The following is a 17,108-nucleotide window of genomic DNA, read 5'->3' on the forward strand; positions in this document are numbered from 1 at the left end:
CTCACAGGAGTGAGGAGTTATGTAGTTACTAGGAATTAAACAATCCCTTGTGCAATCATAGCGTTTGCTACGTTTTCGAAGGCTGCAATGTTTGCACCAGCAAGGTAGTCAGTTCCAAGACCGTAAGTTTCTGCAGTTGTTTTAGCTGTGTTGAAGATGTTAGTCATGATGTCTTTCAAGCGACCGTCAACTTCTTCACGTGTCCATGAAAGGCGAAGGCTGTTTTGGCTCATTTCAAGAGCTGATACAGCTACCCCACCAGCATTGGCAGCTTTAGCAGGTCCGTAAAGGATTCCATTTTCCTTGTAGACTTTGATAGCTTCAAGGTCACTAGGCATGTTAGCTCCTTCAGATACACAGATAACTCCTTGAGCAACCAAGCGTTTCGCAGCTTCACCATTGATCTCATTTTGAGTCGCACATGGAAGAGCGATATCGTAGTTTCCAGTGTAAGTCCATACAGAACCTTCGTAGTAAGTAGCAGTTGGTTTTTCTGCAGCGTACTCAGTCAAACGAGCACGGCGTTTTTCTTTAACGTCTGTAAGAAGGTCGAAGTCGATACCATTTTCATCGATGACATAACCATTTGAGTCAGATACAGAGATAACAGTTGCACCAAGTTCAGTTGCTTTTTGAAGAGCGTATTGAGCTACGTTACCAGAACCTGAAATCACAACTTTCTTACCAGCAAAGCTATTGCCGTTTGCTTTAAGCATTTCTTCAGTGTAGTAAACCAAACCGTAACCAGTTGCTTCCGGACGGATCAAGCTACCACCAAATCCAAGAGGTTTACCAGTCAAGACACCCGCATCAAATTGGTTGAGACGTTTGTATTGTCCGTAAAGGTAACCAATCTCACGTCCACCAACACCGATATCACCAGCAGGTACGTCAAGAGATGGTCCGATGTATTTTTGCAATTCAGTCATGAAGCTTTGGCAGAAGCGCATCACTTCAGCATCAGTTTTACCTTTAGGATCAAAGTCTGATCCCCCCTTACCTCCACCGATTGGAAGTCCAGTCAAAACGTTTTTAAAGATTTGTTCGAATCCGAGGAATTTCAAGATCCCTTGGTTTACAGTTGGGTGGAAACGAAGTCCGCCTTTATATGGTCCAACAGCTGAGTTGAATTGAACACGGTAACCACGGTTAACTTGAACTTTTCCATCACGGTCAACCCAAGGAACACGGAAAGAAATTACGCGCTCTGGCTCAGTGATACGTGCCAAGATATTTTCTTCAATATACTCAGGGTGTTTTTCAAAGACAGGCTCCAAAGTGCTGAAGAATTCTTCAACCGCCTGGAGAAATTCAGCCTCATGCCCGTTACGAGCTTTTACAGTTTCAAACACGCTTTGGATATATTCTTTAGCAGATGTCATATCGTTCTCCTTTTTGTTGTCATATTTTATTACATGAGTCATTATAGCAGAAAATTTTTTCAGTGTAAAGAAAAAAACACAAATTTTCTAAAAATTCTTTCAATTTGGATTAGCTAGTTTTATTAGCTGAATAAGAACTTTTTATAGGATTAGTTTTATTAAAAGAGTCCTGCCAAAGTATGGTATAATAATAGACATAAAAAGGAATCTGGAGGAACAGAATCATGGTATCAACTAAAACACAGATTGCTGGTTTTGAATTTGATAATTGCTTGATGAATGCGGCAGGAGTTGCTTGTATGACCATTGAGGAATTGGAAGGTGTTAAAAACTCAGCAGCAGGAACCTTTGTCACTAAAACAGCAACCTTGGAATTTCGTCAGGGGAATCCTGAACCACGCTACCAAGATGTTCCACTTGGCTCTATCAACTCTATGGGTCTGCCAAATAATGGTTTAGACTATTACTTGAACTACCTTTTGGAATTGCAAGAAAAGGAACCAAATCGTACCTTCTTTTTATCATTAGTTGGAATGTCTCCAGAGGAAACTCATACCATTTTGAAGAAGGTGCAAGAAAGTGATTTTCGTGGTCTAACTGAACTCAATCTCTCATGTCCCAATGTTCCAGGGAAACCTCAGATTGCCTATGATTTTGAAACAACAGACCGTATCTTGTCAGAAGTCTTTGAGTATTTTACAAAACCTCTAGGAATTAAGCTACCACCTTATTTTGATATTGTTCATTTTGATCAAGCGGCAGCGATCTTTAACAAATATCCGCTCAAGTTTGTCAACTGTGTTAACTCTATTGGAAATGGTCTTTATATTGAAGACGAGTCTGTCGTGATTCGTCCTAAGAACGGTTTTGGTGGAATTGGTGGAGAATACATTAAACCAACTGCTCTTGCTAATGTCCATGCCTTTTATCAACGCTTAAATCCTCAAATCCAAGTCATCGGAACAGGTGGCGTTCTGACAGGACGTGATGCCTTTGAACATATCCTATGTGGCGCCAGCATGGTTCAGGTAGGAACTACTCTTCATAAAGAAGGTGTAGGTGCTTTTGAACGCATTACAAAGGAACTCAAAGAAATTATGACGGAAAAAGGATATGAGAGCCTTGAAGATTTCCGTGGAAAATTGAATTATATTGATTAAATAAAAGCGAAACTAAAAAGAAAGGAGAAATGATGCTAGCAATAGAAGAAAGCCAAAAGCTATCTTTATCAAATTTACCTAGTTTGACCTTGTTTACAGGCGCTGATCAAGGACAGTATGAAGTCATGAAAACTCAGGTGCTAAAGCAAATCGGCTACGATTCTGCTGATTTGAACTTTGCTTATTTTGATATGAAAGAAGTAGACTACAAAAGCTTGGAACTAGAGCTGGTCAGTCTTCCTTTCTTTGCGGATGAAAAAATTGTTATTTTAGATCATTTTCTCGATATAACGACAGCTAAAAAACGCTATCTATCTGATGATGAGCTTAAGGCTTTTGAAGAATATTTGGAAAATCCATCTCCGACGAGTAAATTAGTTATTTTTGCTGAAGGGAAGCTGGATAGTAAGAGACGTTTAGTCAAATTACTCAAGAGGGATGCCAAGATTTTTGAAGCTCTTGAACCAAAAGAGCAAGAGATACGTGCTTATTTTCAAAAGTGGGCTCAAGAACAAGGACTAACTTTTGATGGAAAATCCTTTGAACAGTTACTTATCAAATCAGGTTTTCAATTCAGTGAAATTCAGAAAAATCTCCTCTTCTTACAGTCTTATAAGGATGATGACCGGATTACCGAAGAAGACATTGTTGAAGCCATACCAAAGACTTTGCAGGATAATATCTTTGATTTAACTCAGTTAATATTGACTAAGAAGATTGATCAGGCACGTGATTTAGTAAAAGATTTGACTTTGCAGGGAGAAGATGAGATTAAACTGATTGCCATTATGTTGGGGCAGTTCAGACTCTATACACAAGTGAAAATTTTGCAAGAGTCTGGTCAGACAGAGTCCCAGATGGTTAGCAGTTTAGGTCACTATCTTGGTCGCAATCCTAATCCCTACCAAATCAAATTTGCCCTTCGTGATTCTCGAAGACTATCCCTTGATTTTCTCCAGAATTCTATTCGTCATCTCATCCAAGCTGATTACCAAATTAAGACAGGAGTTTATGAGAAAGGCTACCTGTTTGAGAAGGCTTTGTTGCAGATTGCTAGCCAGTCAAATTGAGCAAATAACTTGAAAAAATAGGATGATTGCGTTATCATCTTTATATAGAAAGAAAAAGAGGTATTACAGATGGCTATTATCTTACCAGATCTTCCATACGCTTACGATGCATTGGAACCATACATTGATGCTGAAACAATGCACTTGCACCATGACAAACACCACCAAACTTACGTTAACAATGCAAATGCAGCTCTTGAAAAACACCCTGAAATCGGTGAAGACCTTGAAGCTTTGCTTGCTGATGTAGAATCTATCCCAGCTGATATCCGTCAAGCGCTTATCAACAACGGTGGTGGACACTTGAACCACGCTCTTTTCTGGGAATTGATGACTCCTGAAAAAACAGCTCCTTCAGCAGAACTTGCAGCAGCAATCGATGAAACTTTCGGTTCATTCGAAGAATTCCAAGCAGCCTTCACTGCAGCTGCAACAACTCGTTTTGGTTCTGGATGGGCATGGTTGGTTGTTAATAAAGAAGGTAAACTTGAAGTAACTTCAACAGCAAACCAAGACACACCAATCTCAGAAGGTAAAAAACCAATCTTGGGCTTGGACGTTTGGGAACATGCTTACTACGTGAAATACCGTAACGTTCGTCCTGACTACATCAAAGCTTTCTTCTCAGTTATCAACTGGAATAAAGTAGACGAGCTTTACGCGGCAGCTAAATAATATTGAACATAACACCTTTGTTTAGACCTTAGTCTAATCTGAAGGGTGTTTTTTATTTGCTTTGCTAAGTTGTCTGCGACTCATGATTTTCCTTTGTTGGATAGCTTTGATTTATGGTATAATGATAGGATAGAAAACGAAGGAGAAGTCATGAATATTCAACAATTACGCTATGTTGTAGCTATTGCTAATAGTGGTACTTTTCGTGAAGCGGCTGAGAAGATGTATGTTAGTCAACCCAGCTTGTCTATCTCTGTAAGAGACTTGGAAAAAGAGCTAGGGTTCAAGATTTTCCGCAGAACCAGTTCTGGAACTTTCCTGACACGTCGAGGTATGGAATTTTATGAAAAGGCCCAAGAGTTGGTCAAAGGTTTTGATATTTTTCAAAATCAGTATGCCAACCCTGAAGAAGAAAAGGACGAATTCTCAATAGCTAGTCAGCACTATGACTTTTTACCACCGACGATCACAGCATTCTCAAAGCAGTATCCAGATTATAAAAACTTTCGTATTTTTGAATCAACGACTGTTCAGATTTTGGATGAAGTTGCTCAAGGCCATAGTGAGATTGGGATTATCTACCTCAACAATCAAAACCAAAAAGGCGTTATGCAACGAATTGAAAAATTAGGTCTTGAAGTGATTGAGCTAATTCCTTTTCAAACCCACATCTATTTGCGAGAAGGTCATCCCCTAGCCAAGAAAAAAGAACTAGTCATGGATGATTTAGTAGATTTACCAACAGTTCGTTTTACCCAAGAAAAAGATGAATATCTCTACTACTCTGAAAATTTTGTGGATACAAGTGCAAGTTCTCAAATGTTCAATGTAACTGACCGAGCTACCTTGAATGGGATTCTTGAAAGAACAGATGCTTATGCGACTGGATCTGGATTCTTAGATAGCGATAGTGTGAACGGAATTACCGTTATTCCGCTAAATGATAATCTCAATAATCGCATGGTTTATGTCAAGCGTGAGGAAGTAGACTTGAGCCAGGCAGGGACTTTATTTGTAGAGGTTATGCAAGAGTATTTTGATCAGAAGAGGAAAGCATGAAAAAAAGAGGAATAGTAGCAGGAGTCATAGCAATCTTAATAGTGTTAGACCAATTGGTAAAATCTTATGTCGTTCAGAATATTGCTCTTGGTGAAATCAAATCATGGATTCCCAATTTCGTTAGCTTGACCTACCTGCAAAATCGAGGGGCAGCCTTTTCTATCTTACAAGATCAGCAGTTGTTATTCGCTGTCATTACTCTGGTTGTCGTGGTAGGTGCCATTTGGTATTTACATAAACACATGGAGGACTCATTCTGGATGGTCTTGGGTTTGACCTTGATTATCGCAGGTGGTCTTGGAAACTTTATTGACAGAATCAGTCAGGGCTTTGTTGTGGATATGTTCCACCTTGACTTTATCAATTTTGCAATTTTCAATGTGGCAGATAGCTATCTGACTGTTGGAGTGATTATTTTATTGATTGCAATGCTAAAAGAGGAAATAAATGGAAATTAAAATTGAAAGAGGCGGACTACGCTTAGACAAGGCTTTGTCAGATTTGACAGAATTGTCCCGTAGTCTCGCCAATGAACAAATCAAGTCTGGTCAAGTCTTGGTCAACGGCCAGGTCAAGAAAGCCAAGTATACGGTCCAAGAGGGGGATATGATCACTTATCAAATTCCCGAACCAGAGGTTTTGGAGTATGTAGCTGAAGATATTCCTTTAGAAATCATTTATCAAGATGAGGATGTAGCAGTGGTCAATAAACCTCAAGGAATGGTTGTTCATCCAAGTGCTGGTCATACCAGTGGTACCTTGGTTAATGCCCTTATGTATCATATCAAGGATCTCTCTGGAATCAATGGTGTGTTGCGTCCAGGGATTGTCCATCGTATTGATAAAGATACATCTGGACTCTTGATGATTGCTAAAAACGATGATGCTCATTTAGCACTTGCTCAAGAATTGAAGGACAAGAAATCTCTTCGTAAGTATTGGGCCATCGTTCACGGTAATCTCCCAAATGACCGAGGTGTCATTGAGGCGCCGATTGGTCGAAGTGAAAAAGACCGTAAGAAACAAGCTGTTACCGCTAAAGGAAAACCAGCAGTGACACGTTTCCAAGTCTTGGAACGCTTTGGTGATTATACTTTGCTGGAATTGCAACTGGAAACAGGACGTACTCACCAAATCCGTGTACATATGGCTTATATCGGTCATCCTGTCGCTGGTGATGAGATATATGGTCCCCGTAAAACCCTAAAAGGACATGGGCAATTTCTCCATGCCAAAACTCTTGGATTTACCCACCCAAGAACAGGTGAAACCATGGAATTTACTTCTGATATTCCAGCTATCTTTAAAGAGACTTTGGAGAAACTTAGAAAAGAACAATAAAAAAGGACTCAAGCGAGTCCCTTTTATTTGCGTTTTTTCTTGGCTTTTTTCATTTTGTTGGCCATGCGTTTCATGGATTGCTTCATAGCAAATTCACCGATTTTACCCTTGAGACCTCCACCGAACATCTGACTCATATCTGGCATTCCTGATCCACCAAGAGCTGAAAGGTCAGGCATACCACCTTGTCCCATCATACCTTCAAGGGCAGACATATCCATACCCCCAGGCATATTTTTAGGAAGGTTGTTAGGGTTGATGCCCATCTGCTTCATCATCTTGTTCATGTCACCAGACATGACACCTTGCATGAGTTGTTTAGCTTGGTTGAAGTCCTTGATGAACTTGTTGACTTCGATAAAGGTATTCCCAGAACCAGCTGCGATACGGCGACGGCGACTTGGAGTCAACAAATCTGGATTTTCACGTTCTTCTGGAGTCATAGATGAGACGATGGCACGTTTGCGAGCGATTTGTTTTTCATCCACCTTCATATTTTGAAGGGCAGGATTGTTGGCCATACCAGGAATCATCTTGAGCAAATCTTCCATTGGCCCCATATTTTGCACCTGATCCAACTGATCGATGAAATCGTTGAAATCAAAGGTATTTTCTCGCATCTTTTCAGCCATTTCAAGGGCTTTTTGCTCATCATACTCTTGGGAAGCTTTCTCAATCAGAGTCAGCATATCTCCCATACCGAGAATACGGCTGGCCATGCGGTCTGGGTGGAAGGTTTCAATGTCGGTAATCTTTTCACCAGTACCAGTGAACTTGATTGGTTTTCCAGTGATGTGACGAACAGAAAGGGCCGCACCACCACGAGTATCACCATCAATCTTTGTAAGGATGACGCCAGTGACCTCTAGTTGAGCGTTAAATTCACGCGCAACGTTTGCAGCTTCCTGACCGATCATGGCATCGATGACCAAGAGAATCTCATTTGGTTGAGCAAGTGCTTTAACGTCACGGAGCTCATTCATGAGAAGTTCATCAATTTGCAAACGACCTGCCGTATCGATCAAAACATAGTCGTTATGGTTAGCTTTTGCTTGCTCCAAACCTTGGCGAACAATCTCCACTGCAGGAACTTCAGTACCAAGAGCAAATACAGGTACGTCAATCTGTTGTCCAAGTGTTTTCAATTGGTCGATAGCAGCAGGACGATAGATATCGGCCGCAATCATCAAAGGACGAGCATCCTCTTCCTTTTTAAGTTTGTTAGCAAGTTTACCTGCAAAAGTTGTTTTACCAGCCCCCTGCAAACCGACCATCATGATAATGGTTGGGATTTTTGGCGACTTGATAATCTCAGCTGTGTCTGAACCAAGGACTTCTGTCAATTCTTCATTGACAATCTTGATGATTTGTTGGGCTGGATTGAGGGTATCAATCACTTCATGTCCGACGGCACGTTCACGAACCTTCTTGATAAAGTCCTTGACAACTGGTAAAGCAACGTCGGCTTCTAAAAGTGCCAAACGAATTTCCTTGGTTGCTTCTTGGATGTCGCTCTCTGTAATTTTTCCTTTTTTACGTAGGTTTTTAAAGACGTTCTGCAAACGTTCTGTTAAATTTTCAAATGCCATTATTTTCTCCTATTTTTTCAATTCAGTGGAAATCGTCCGAAATGTTGCAAACACTCTAGTTCTTCGGGTGTGACTTCTTTCATGATTTCATTTGGATAACCCCAACAGCTAAAACCTATTTGCATAGCTTTGGAGATATCATTGGGCGAGATAATCTGTAGTCTTGTAGGAAATGGTTCCTCTGCAGTTAACAGTTTGCAAGGTATTCCTTTATAGACAACAAGATTTTCCATGATTACTCCCTATTATCAATACTGGTCAAAATCTCAATTTGCTCTTGCAGAAAATCATCCTCTGGATAACGCTCCAAAATCTGATCAAAAATTTGACTGCGAACAATGTAGTCAGAGTACATATGGAGCTTCATCTCATAGTCTTCCAGAATCTTTTCAGTTCGTTTGATATTATCATAAACGGCCTGGCGACTGACACCGAATTCTTCAGCGATTTCAGCTAAACTATAGTCGTCTGCATAGTAGAGTTCGATATAGTTCATCTGCTTATCAGTCAAAAGGGCTGCATAAAATTCAAACAGAGCATTCATTCGATTGGTTTTTTCAATTTCCATAAGATTTATTATACCAAAAAATAGCTTGAACTGCTAGTAATGGATTGATTTTAAACACAAGTCAGAAAAAGGACTTTTAACTGTTATTTTCTGACTATGATTCTATTTTTTGGTATAATGGAGTGTATTATAATGTTTTAGAAAGAGGTTCTTATGAAAGAATTAGAAACCGTGTTAGAGCAACGTTTTGGGCTTGTTTTTTCAGATAAACAGTTACTTGAAACAGCTTTTACTCACACTAGTTACGCCAATGAGCACCGCCTCTTAAAAATTTCACACAATGAACGCTTGGAATTTTTAGGAGACGCTGTTCTGCAATTATTGATTTCAGAATATCTGTACCAAAAATATCCTATAAAACCAGAAGGTGACCTGTCTAAACTCCGTGCCATGATTGTACGTGAAGAGAGTTTGGCTGGTTTTGCCCGTGACTGCCAGTTTGACCAATTTATCAAGCTAGGAAAGGGAGAGGAAAAATCTGGAGGCCGTAATCGAGATACCATCTTGGGAGATGCTTTCGAAGCCTTTTTGGGTGCCTTGATTTTAGATAAGGATTTACTTACGGTAAAAGAGTTTATCTACCAGGTCATGATTCCAAAAGTTGAGGCTGGTGATTTTGAGATGATTAAAGACTACAAGACCCACCTTCAAGAATTACTCCAAGTCAATGGTGATGTTGATATTCGTTATCAGGTGATTTCGGAAAATGGTCCTGCCCATGATAAGATGTTTGAGGTTGAAGTCCTAGTCGAGGGTCAAAGTTTAGGTAGGGGTCAAGGACGATCAAAAAAATTGGCCGAACAAGAAGCCGCTAAAAATGCAGTTGAGAAAGGGCTGGATTCATGTATTTAAAAGAAATTGAAATCCAAGGGTTTAAGTCCTTTGCTGATAAGACCAAAGTTCTTTTTGATCAAGGGGTGACGGCGGTTGTAGGACCAAATGGCTCTGGGAAATCAAATATTACTGAAAGCCTCCGCTGGGCTCTTGGGGAATCTAGTGTCAAAAGTCTTCGTGGTGGGAAGATGCCTGATGTTATCTTTGCAGGTACAGAAAGTCGGAAACCTCTAAACTACGCTTCTGTTACTGTTACTCTAGATAACCAAGACGGTTTCATCAAGGATGCAGGCCAGGAAATCAAGGTGGAGCGTCACATCTATCGGAGCGGAGATAGTGAATACAAGATTGATGGGAAAAAGGTTCGTCTTCGTGATATCCATGACCTCTTCTTAGATACTGGTCTTGGACGTGATTCCTTTTCCATCATTTCCCAAGGGAAGGTCGAAGAAATCTTTAACTCCAAACCTGAGGAACGTCGCGCAATCTTTGAAGAGGCTGCCGGAGTTTTAAAATATAAAACTCGTCGCAAAGAGACAGAAAGTAAACTGCAACAAACTCAAGACAATTTAGACCGCTTGGAAGATATCATCTATGAGTTAGACAATCAAATCAAACCATTAGAAAAGCAAGCAGCAACAGCCCGTAAATTTATGGACTTGGACGATCAACGTAAAGCCATCTACTTAGATGTTTTAGTTGCACAAATTCAAGCCAATAAGGCTGAATTGGATCTAACAGAAGAAGAATTAAACCAAGTCCAAGAACTGTTGACTAGTTATTATCAAAAACGCGAGTCACTAGAACTTGAAAATCAATCTCTCAAGAAGCAGAGACAAGATTTACAAGCAGAGATGGCTAAAGATCAAACTAGTTTGATGGATTTGACTGCTCTAATCAGTGATTTGGAACGTAAATTGGCCTTGTCTAAACTGGAGACAGAGCAGGTTGCTCTCAATCAACAAGAAGCTCAAGCTCGTTTAGCTAGTTTGGATGAAAAGAGAAATGCTCTCATTCAAGAGAAGGAAGAAAAAGAAGCAAATCTCAGTCAGTTAGAAGCAAATCTAGCTGTCAATACTAAGGAACTCAATCGTTTAGAAGCTGAGTTGTTAGCTTTTTCTGATGATCCTGATCAGATGATTGAGCAACTGCGTGAGCGTTTCGTAGCTTTCTTACAGGAAGAAGCGGATGTCTCTAACCAGTTGACACGGATTGAAAATGATCTTGAAAATAGTCGCCAACAGACTCAAAAGCAAGAAGAACAATTGGAGTCCTTGAAGGAACAATTAGCTTCTGCCAAGTCAAAGGCAAGTGAACAAGAGGCTGATCTAAAATCAGCAAAAGAAAAAGTACAGACCTTGCTTGCTGACTATCAGACGCATGCTAAACAGGAAGAAGAACAAAAGCAGGCTTATCAAAGTCAGCAAAATCAACTTTTTGACCGTTTGGATAGTCTGAAAAACAAGCAGGCCAAGGCGCAAAGTCTGGAAAATATTCTTAAAAACCATAGTAGTTTCTATGCGGGTGTTAAGAGTGTTCTACAAGAAAAAAATCGCCTAGGCGGTATTGTCGGAGCGGTCAGTGAACATTTAACTTTTGATGTTCGTTATCAAACAGCTCTTGAAATTGCCCTCGGGGCAAGTAGCCAACATATCATCGTTGAAGATGAACAGGCTGCGACTAAAGCTATTGATTTCCTTAAGCGAAATCGAGCTGGTCGCGCTACCTTCCTGCCTCTGACAACCATCAAAGCTCGGAGCATTTCTGGTCAGAATCAAGATGTGATTGCCTCAAGTCCAGGTTTTCTTGGTATGGCAGATGAACTGGTTACCTTTGATACCAAGCTTGAAGCTATCTTTAAAAACCTGCTAGCTACGACAGCTATCTTTGATACAATCGAGCATGCGCGTGATGCAGCTCGCAAGGTGCGTTATCAAGTTCGGATGGTAACACTAGATGGAACAGAGCTACGAACAGGTGGTTCTTATGCTGGTGGGGCCAATCGTCAAAATAACAGCATTTTCATCAAGCCTGAATTGGAGCAGTTGCAAAAAGAGATTGCTCAAGAAGAAAAGCTCCTTCGTCAAGAAGAAGAAAATCTGAAATCAGTTCAAGAAGCCTTGACTGCCCTCACTCAAACTTTGGAGACCATTAAGTTCCAAGGGGAACAAGCACGTATAGAAGAGCAAGGCTTGTATCTTGCTTATCAACAAACTAGCCAGCAAGTCGAGGAACTGGAAACACTTTTAGAACTTCAGGAAAAAGAATTAAACAATCTAAGAGGTGGAGATTGGCAAACTGAAAAAGAAAAATGCCAAGAACGTCTCTCAATCATCGCAAGTGAAAAGCAAAAGCTGGAGTCTGAGATTGAAGAAATCAAGTCCAATAAAAATGCGATTCAAGAACGTTATCAAAGCTTGCAGGATAAACTTTCTCAAGAACGTCTGCTCAAAACAGAAATGATAGGGCGAAAACGTTACGAAGTTGGAGATATTGAACGGATTAACAAAGAGCTTGAATACCTTGATATGGATCAAGAAGAAATCGAACGCCTTCTCCAAGAAAAAGTAGACAATCTTGAAAAAGTTGATACAGAACTTTTAGCCAAGCAGGAAGCAGAAGCCAAGAGTCAGAAGGAAGAAATTCAACAAGGATTGATTCGAAAGCAGTTTGAACTAGACGACATTGAAGGACAGTTGGATGATATTGCCAGTCATTTGGATCAAGCGCGCCAGCAAAATGAAGAATGGATTCGTAAGCAAACACGAGCTGAAGCGACTAAAGAGAAGATTACAGATCGTCTTCGCTATCTTCAAGGTCAGATGACTGAAGAATACCAAATTAGCTATACAGAAGCTTTGGAGAAAGCCAATCCGTTAGAAGATTTGGCAATCGCTGAACAAAAGGTTAAGGATTTGGAAAAATCCATTCGTTCACTTGGTCCGATTAACTTGGATGCTATTGAACAGTTTGACGAAGTTCACGAACGTTTGGAATTCTTAAACAGTCAGCGTAATGACATTCTTTCTGCCAAAAATCTTCTTCTTGAAACCATTACAGAGATGAACGATGAAGTGAAGGAACGATTTGAATCAACCTTTGAAGCTATTCGTGAATCCTTCAAAGTAACCTTTAAGCAGATGTTTGGTGGTGGTCAAGCGGACCTAATCCTAACCGAGGGAGATTTATTGACAGCAGGTGTTGAAATCTCTGTGCAACCACCAGGTAAGAAAATCCAATCTCTCAATCTTATGAGTGGTGGAGAGAAAGCCTTGTCAGCTCTAGCTCTTCTTTTCTCAATCATCCGTGTTAAGACTATTCCATTTGTAATTCTGGATGAGGTTGAGGCAGCACTTGACGAGGCCAACGTTAAACGCTTTGGAGATTATCTCAATCGATTTGACAAGGATAGCCAGTTTATCGTCGTTACTCACCGTAAGGGAACCATGGCAGCAGCAGACTCCATCTATGGGGTGACCATGCAAGAATCTGGTGTATCTAAGATTGTCTCTGTAAAACTAAAAGATTTAGAGAATATGGATGCTTAGTTAGTGCTCGTTACAAATTTTTAAGCTAAGCATTTAAATAACCTTCAAGAAGTCAGAAGGATAATGTAAATAAATTGAGGAGTTTATATGGATTTCGATCTATTCCTAATGATCTGTAATTATATTGGAACTATAGCCTTTGCTGCTTCAGGAGCCATCAAAGGATTTGGTAAACGTTTAGATATTTTTGGAATCAGTTTATTGGCAATTGTAACGGCAGTAGGCGGAGGGATTTTGAGAGATTCCATTATTAGTCGCTTTCCAGCTTCTCTAGCAGATCCTAGCCCCATTTATGTCTCTATCCTGGTAGCGGTTATTATGTATGTCTTTGTAACTTCAAAACAGGCCAATGCCAGTCATGATAAAAAGTTCTATAAGTGGTTGAGGGAAGCCTATCTCATCTTTGACTCTATTGGGCTGATTATTTTCTCCTTGATTGGAGCGACAGCCTTAGTGGATAGTAAGCTAAATCTAATGTCTGCTGGGATTTTGGCTTGTCTAACAGGAGCCGGTGGTGGTATTATCCGAGACCTATTAATCAACGAAGTTCCGAGTGTTCTTAAAGAAGACATTTATGCCCTTCTATCTTTCGTAATCGGAGTTATTTATTACTGGTTGGCCTTTGTCCTTCACTTTCCAAGAATTACTGCCTTTATCATTCTCTCAATAGTTGGCTTTGTGATTCGACTCTGCATCATTAAATTCCGACTCTCTTTGCCAAATATGGATAAAAAGACTTGGAATTGATTGATGGTAGGAAAGTTCAATCACTCGATTGATAAATATTTTATAAATTACAAGTTTAATCAAGCGTCTAATCTCGTATGGATTAGGCGCTATTTACTTTTTCTATGGTATAATAGAAGGTAGATTTATTAATTGGAGTATGAAGAATTTTATGATTAAATTAGTAGCAACGGATATGGACGGTACTTTTTTGGATGGTTCCGGTCAATTTGATATGGAGCGTCTGAAAAAGTTGCTCCATTCTTATAAAGAAAAAGGAATCTATTTTGCTGTAGCTTCTGGCCGAGGCCTTTTGTCTTTAGAGAAACATTTTGTGGATGTCAAAGATGAGATTATTTTTATCGCCGAAAATGGGAGTCTGGTTCGTTTTCATGGACAAGACCTCTATGAAGCGACCATGCCTAGAGATTTTTACCTATCAACTTTTGAAAAGCTAAAGACTTCACCTTATTTTGATGAAAAGAAGATGCTCTTGACTGGTAAGAAAGCTTGCTATGTTTTAGATACTGTAGATGAAACCTATCTCATGTTTAGTCATCATTACAATGAGAATATTCAAAAAGTAGCTAGTCTAGAAGATATCACTGATGAAATTTTCAAATTCACGACGAACTTTACAGAAGAGACAGTAGAAGCTGGCGAAGCTTGGGTTAATGAACATGTTCCTGGTGTTAAGGCTATGACGACAGGATTTGAATCTATCGACATTGTTCTTGATTATGTGGACAAGGGAGTTGCAATTGTCGAATTGGCTAAGAAGTTAAATCTGGATATGGATCAAGTGATGGCCTTCGGTGACAATCTCAATGACCTTCACATGATGCAAGTTGTAGGGCACCCAGTCGCACCTGAAAATGCTCGCCCAGAAATTCTAGAACTTGCAGAAACAGTTATCGGTCACCATAAGGACCAGTCAGTTATCGCTTATATGGAGAGATTATAATGGCAGATATTAAATTAATTGCCCTAGATTTAGATGGAACCTTGCTGACGACAGACAAGAAATTGACTGATCGTACCAAGGCAACTTTAAAGGCTGCGCGTGAACAGGGAGTCAAGGTAGTCCTAACAACTGGACGTCCTCTCAAGGCTATGGATTTCTTCCTTAAAGAGCTTGGAACAGACGGCCACGATGACGAATATACTATCACATTCAACGGTGGATTGGTTCAGAAAAATACAGGTGAGATTCTTGATAAGACAGTCTTTTCAATTGATGATGTGACACGTATTTATGAAGAAACTGAAAAATTAGGAATCCCCTTAGATGCAATTTCAGAAGGAACAGTATACCAGATTCAGTCTGACCAAGAAAGTTTATATGCTCAGTTTAACCCGGCTCTAACTTTTGTTCCAACTGCTTTTGAAGATTTGTCCAGTCAGCTAACATACAATAAATGTGTGACTGCCTTTCCTCAGGAACCTTTGGATGCAGCTATTCAAAAGATTTCACCAGAATTATTCGATCAATATGAAATTTTTAAATCACGTGAACTCTTGCTAGAATGGTCACCAAAGAATGTTCATAAGGCGACAGGATTATCTAAACTAATTGAACACCTGGGAATTGACCGAAGTCAAGTCATGGCTTGTGGAGATGAGGCTAATGACCTTTCGATGATTGAGTGGGCCGGTCTCGGTGTCGCTATGCAAAATGCTGTGCCGGCAGTTAAGGCTGTGGCAAATGTGGTAACACCAATGACTAATGACGAAGAAGCTGTCGCCTGGGCAATTGAAAAATATGTATTGAAGGAGAACTAAAGAATGGGATTATTTGACCGTTTATTTGGAAAAATAGAAGAACCTAAAATTGAAGATGTTGTCAAAGAAGCTTTAGAGAACATTGATTTATCGGATGATAGCCAGCAAACTGAGACGCTAGAATCTGAAAATATCGAAGTCAAAGAGCAAGATGGAACTGTCGTAGCCGAAGAAAATGATGAAGACTTATTTGAAGCAGAGGGTGACGAAGAAACTATTGTCGAATCAGTTGACGAAGTGAAGGTTTCTGAAGAAGAGTTAAATCAAGTCCAAGAGGCCGATAGTCATCAAGAAGAATCGACTCATGTTGAAGAGATTCCTTCAAACGATAGTGACGAGGAAGAAATTGTTCAGCCTCAATCAGACGAAGCAGAAACAGAGTTTTTTGAAGAAGAGGAAGCAAACCAAGCAATCGAAGAAACTCCTCAAGTGCAAGAGACTGTACAGGAAAAATATGACCGCAGTCTCAAGAAAACGCGTACTGGATTCGGTGCCCGTTTGAATGCTTTCTTTGCAAATTTCCGCTCAGTCGATGAAGATTTCTTTGAGGAACTAGAAGAGCTGCTCATCATGAGTGACGTTGGTGTGCAGGTGGCTTCAAATCTTACAGAAGAATTGCGTTATGAAGCCAAGCTTGAGAATGCTAAGAAACCAGAAGCCCTACGTCGAGTCATCATTGAAAAATTAGTCGAGCTATACGAAAAGGACGGCATATATAATGAAAATATTAACTTCCAAGATGGATTAACGGTTATGCTTTTTGTTGGAGTTAATGGGGTCGGGAAAACAACTTCAATTGGTAAATTAGCTAATCGATACAAACAAGCTGGTAAAAAGGTTATGCTTGTTGCTGCGGATACCTTCCGTGCTGGTGCAGTTGCCCAGTTAGCTGAATGGGGGCGTCGTGTAGATGTTCCTGTCGTTACTGGCCCTGAGAAAGCAGATCCAGCTAGTGTTGTCTTTGATGGGATGGAACGAGCAGTAGCAGAAGGCATTGATATTCTCATGATTGATACGGCTGGTCGTCTGCAAAACAAAGAAAACTTAATGGCTGAATTGGAAAAAATTGGTCGTATTATCAAACGTGTTGTTCCAGAAGCACCTCATGAAACCTTCCTAGCTCTTGATGCGTCAACTGGGCAAAACGCTCTTGTACAAGCCAAAGAGTTTTCAAAAATTACTCCTGTTACAGGGATTGTCTTAACCAAGATTGATGGAACTGCCCGAGGTGGTGTTGTTCTTGCTATCCGTGAGGAACTCAATATCCCTGTTAAGCTAATTGGTTTTGGTGAAAAAATCGATGATATCGGTGAGTTTAACTCTGAAAACTTTATGAAGAGCCTTCTAGAAGGTTTGATATAAAAGAAAATCCTG

General features: G+C 40.1%; 16 protein-coding genes. 12 read left to right on the plus strand and 4 right to left on the minus strand.

The annotated features are described in order from the left end of the window. Nucleotides 1-35: 35 nt before the first annotated feature. Complete coding sequence (gene gdhA, locus QM887_RS05355; RefSeq protein WP_045763342.1) at nt 36-1,382, minus strand: NADP-specific glutamate dehydrogenase; 1,347 nt, start codon at nt 1,380-1,382, stop codon at nt 36-38. 224 nt (nt 1,383-1,606) lie between these two features. Between gdhA and QM887_RS05360 the strand changes: the two genes are divergently transcribed. The 6 genes from QM887_RS05360 to QM887_RS05385 all read left to right on the plus strand — a co-directional run bounded on the left by QM887_RS05360 (nt 1,607) and on the right by QM887_RS05385 (nt 6,687). Then, on the plus strand, nt 1,607-2,542 hold the full coding sequence (locus QM887_RS05360; protein WP_414270866.1) for a dihydroorotate oxidase: 936 nt from the start codon (nt 1,607-1,609) through the stop codon (nt 2,540-2,542). A gap of 32 nt (nt 2,543-2,574) precedes the next feature. Next, nucleotides 2,575-3,612: a DNA polymerase III subunit delta gene (gene holA / locus QM887_RS05365; protein WP_414270867.1), complete on the plus strand. Its 1,038-nt coding sequence runs from the start codon at nt 2,575-2,577 to the stop codon at nt 3,610-3,612. Nucleotides 3,613-3,681: 69 nt separating this feature from the next. Next, entirely contained in the window at nt 3,682-4,287 is a 606-nt protein-coding gene (sodA, locus tag QM887_RS05370; RefSeq protein WP_006150800.1) for a superoxide dismutase SodA, read from the plus strand. Between the two features lie 150 nt (nt 4,288-4,437). Next, the gene (locus QM887_RS05375; RefSeq protein WP_414270868.1) at nt 4,438-5,346 is read left to right on the plus strand and encodes a LysR family transcriptional regulator; all 909 of its coding nucleotides are present in this window, start codon (nt 4,438-4,440) and stop codon (nt 5,344-5,346) included. Beyond that, the gene (gene lspA / locus QM887_RS05380) at nt 5,343-5,804 is read left to right on the plus strand and encodes a signal peptidase II (protein ID WP_414270869.1); all 462 of its coding nucleotides are present in this window, start codon (nt 5,343-5,345) and stop codon (nt 5,802-5,804) included. Before QM887_RS05375 ends, lspA begins: the two co-directional genes overlap by 4 nt. Next, entirely contained in the window at nt 5,794-6,687 is an 894-nt protein-coding gene (locus QM887_RS05385; RefSeq protein WP_414270870.1) for an RluA family pseudouridine synthase, read from the plus strand. Before lspA ends, QM887_RS05385 begins: the two co-directional genes overlap by 11 nt. A gap of 23 nt (nt 6,688-6,710) precedes the next feature. Here the strand turns inward: QM887_RS05385 and ffh are convergent, their stop codons facing one another. Genes ffh through QM887_RS05400 form a run of 3 tightly spaced genes read right to left on the minus strand, consistent with a single transcriptional unit; the run spans nt 6,711 to nt 8,844 of the window. Continuing rightward, nucleotides 6,711-8,276, minus strand: coding sequence for a signal recognition particle protein (gene ffh, locus QM887_RS05390; RefSeq protein WP_414270871.1), 1,566 nt, complete (start codon nt 8,274-8,276; stop codon nt 6,711-6,713). 17 nt (nt 8,277-8,293) lie between these two features. After that, a complete protein-coding gene (locus QM887_RS05395; RefSeq protein WP_281335008.1) occupies nt 8,294-8,509 on the minus strand; it encodes a 2-oxoglutarate:acceptor oxidoreductase in 216 nt (71 codons plus the stop codon). Nucleotides 8,510-8,511: 2 nt separating this feature from the next. Next, nucleotides 8,512-8,844, minus strand: a complete 333-nt coding sequence (locus tag QM887_RS05400) for a putative DNA-binding protein (protein ID WP_414270872.1) — start codon at nt 8,842-8,844, stop codon at nt 8,512-8,514. Nucleotides 8,845-8,997: 153 nt separating this feature from the next. Here QM887_RS05400 and rnc point away from each other — a divergent pair, with 153 nt between their 5' ends. From rnc to ftsY, 6 genes are all read left to right on the plus strand, one after another. After that, nucleotides 8,998-9,696, plus strand: a complete 699-nt coding sequence (gene rnc / locus QM887_RS05405; protein ID WP_414270873.1) for a ribonuclease III — start codon at nt 8,998-9,000, stop codon at nt 9,694-9,696. Continuing rightward, entirely contained in the window at nt 9,687-13,226 is a 3,540-nt protein-coding gene (gene smc, locus QM887_RS05410) for a chromosome segregation protein SMC (RefSeq protein WP_414270874.1), read from the plus strand. The genes rnc and smc overlap by 10 nt, the downstream gene beginning before the upstream one ends. An 87-nt stretch (nt 13,227-13,313) precedes the next feature. Further along, nucleotides 13,314-13,973 (plus strand): trimeric intracellular cation channel family protein, encoded by a 660-nt coding sequence (locus tag QM887_RS05415; RefSeq protein WP_414270875.1) that lies wholly within the window; start codon nt 13,314-13,316, stop codon nt 13,971-13,973. A 151-nt stretch (nt 13,974-14,124) separates the two neighbouring features. Then, nucleotides 14,125-14,916, plus strand: coding sequence for a Cof-type HAD-IIB family hydrolase (locus QM887_RS05420; protein WP_414270876.1), 792 nt, complete (start codon nt 14,125-14,127; stop codon nt 14,914-14,916). Further along, nucleotides 14,916-15,734, plus strand: coding sequence for a Cof-type HAD-IIB family hydrolase (locus QM887_RS05425; protein ID WP_414270877.1), 819 nt, complete (start codon nt 14,916-14,918; stop codon nt 15,732-15,734). The genes QM887_RS05420 and QM887_RS05425 overlap by 1 nt, the downstream gene beginning before the upstream one ends. Before the next feature lie 3 nt (nt 15,735-15,737). Beyond that, nucleotides 15,738-17,096, plus strand: coding sequence for a signal recognition particle-docking protein FtsY (gene ftsY / locus QM887_RS05430; protein WP_414270878.1), 1,359 nt, complete (start codon nt 15,738-15,740; stop codon nt 17,094-17,096). Nucleotides 17,097-17,108: the final 12 nt, after the last annotated feature.

Origin of the sequence: Streptococcus infantis, from assembly GCF_047460875.1 — a bacterium.
Classification (GTDB): domain Bacteria; phylum Bacillota; class Bacilli; order Lactobacillales; family Streptococcaceae; genus Streptococcus; species Streptococcus infantis_AA.

Bases quoted from the DNA above. Each gene is read 5' to 3' on its own strand.
- ftsY (WP_414270878.1), top strand. From the start codon at position 15,738: ATGGGATTATTTGACCGTTTATTTGGAAAAATAGAAGAACCTAAAATT.
- lspA (WP_414270869.1), top strand. From the start codon at position 5,343: ATGAAAAAAAGAGGAATAGTAGCAGGAGTCATAGCAATCTTAATAGTG.
- QM887_RS05395 (WP_281335008.1), bottom strand. From the start codon at position 8,509: ATGGAAAATCTTGTTGTCTATAAAGGAATACCTTGCAAACTGTTAACT.
- holA (WP_414270867.1), top strand. From the start codon at position 2,575: ATGCTAGCAATAGAAGAAAGCCAAAAGCTATCTTTATCAAATTTACCT.
- smc (WP_414270874.1), top strand. From the start codon at position 9,687: ATGTATTTAAAAGAAATTGAAATCCAAGGGTTTAAGTCCTTTGCTGAT.
- QM887_RS05400 (WP_414270872.1), bottom strand. From the start codon at position 8,844: ATGGAAATTGAAAAAACCAATCGAATGAATGCTCTGTTTGAATTTTAT.
- rnc (WP_414270873.1), top strand. From the start codon at position 8,998: ATGAAAGAATTAGAAACCGTGTTAGAGCAACGTTTTGGGCTTGTTTTT.
- ffh (WP_414270871.1), bottom strand. From the start codon at position 8,276: ATGGCATTTGAAAATTTAACAGAACGTTTGCAGAACGTCTTTAAAAAC.
- sodA (WP_006150800.1), top strand. From the start codon at position 3,682: ATGGCTATTATCTTACCAGATCTTCCATACGCTTACGATGCATTGGAA.
- QM887_RS05375 (WP_414270868.1), top strand. From the start codon at position 4,438: ATGAATATTCAACAATTACGCTATGTTGTAGCTATTGCTAATAGTGGT.
- QM887_RS05360 (WP_414270866.1), top strand. From the start codon at position 1,607: ATGGTATCAACTAAAACACAGATTGCTGGTTTTGAATTTGATAATTGC.
- gdhA (WP_045763342.1), bottom strand. From the start codon at position 1,382: ATGACATCTGCTAAAGAATATATCCAAAGCGTGTTTGAAACTGTAAAA.
- QM887_RS05415 (WP_414270875.1), top strand. From the start codon at position 13,314: ATGGATTTCGATCTATTCCTAATGATCTGTAATTATATTGGAACTATA.
- QM887_RS05420 (WP_414270876.1), top strand. From the start codon at position 14,125: ATGATTAAATTAGTAGCAACGGATATGGACGGTACTTTTTTGGATGGT.
- QM887_RS05385 (WP_414270870.1), top strand. From the start codon at position 5,794: ATGGAAATTAAAATTGAAAGAGGCGGACTACGCTTAGACAAGGCTTTG.
- QM887_RS05425 (WP_414270877.1), top strand. From the start codon at position 14,916: ATGGCAGATATTAAATTAATTGCCCTAGATTTAGATGGAACCTTGCTG.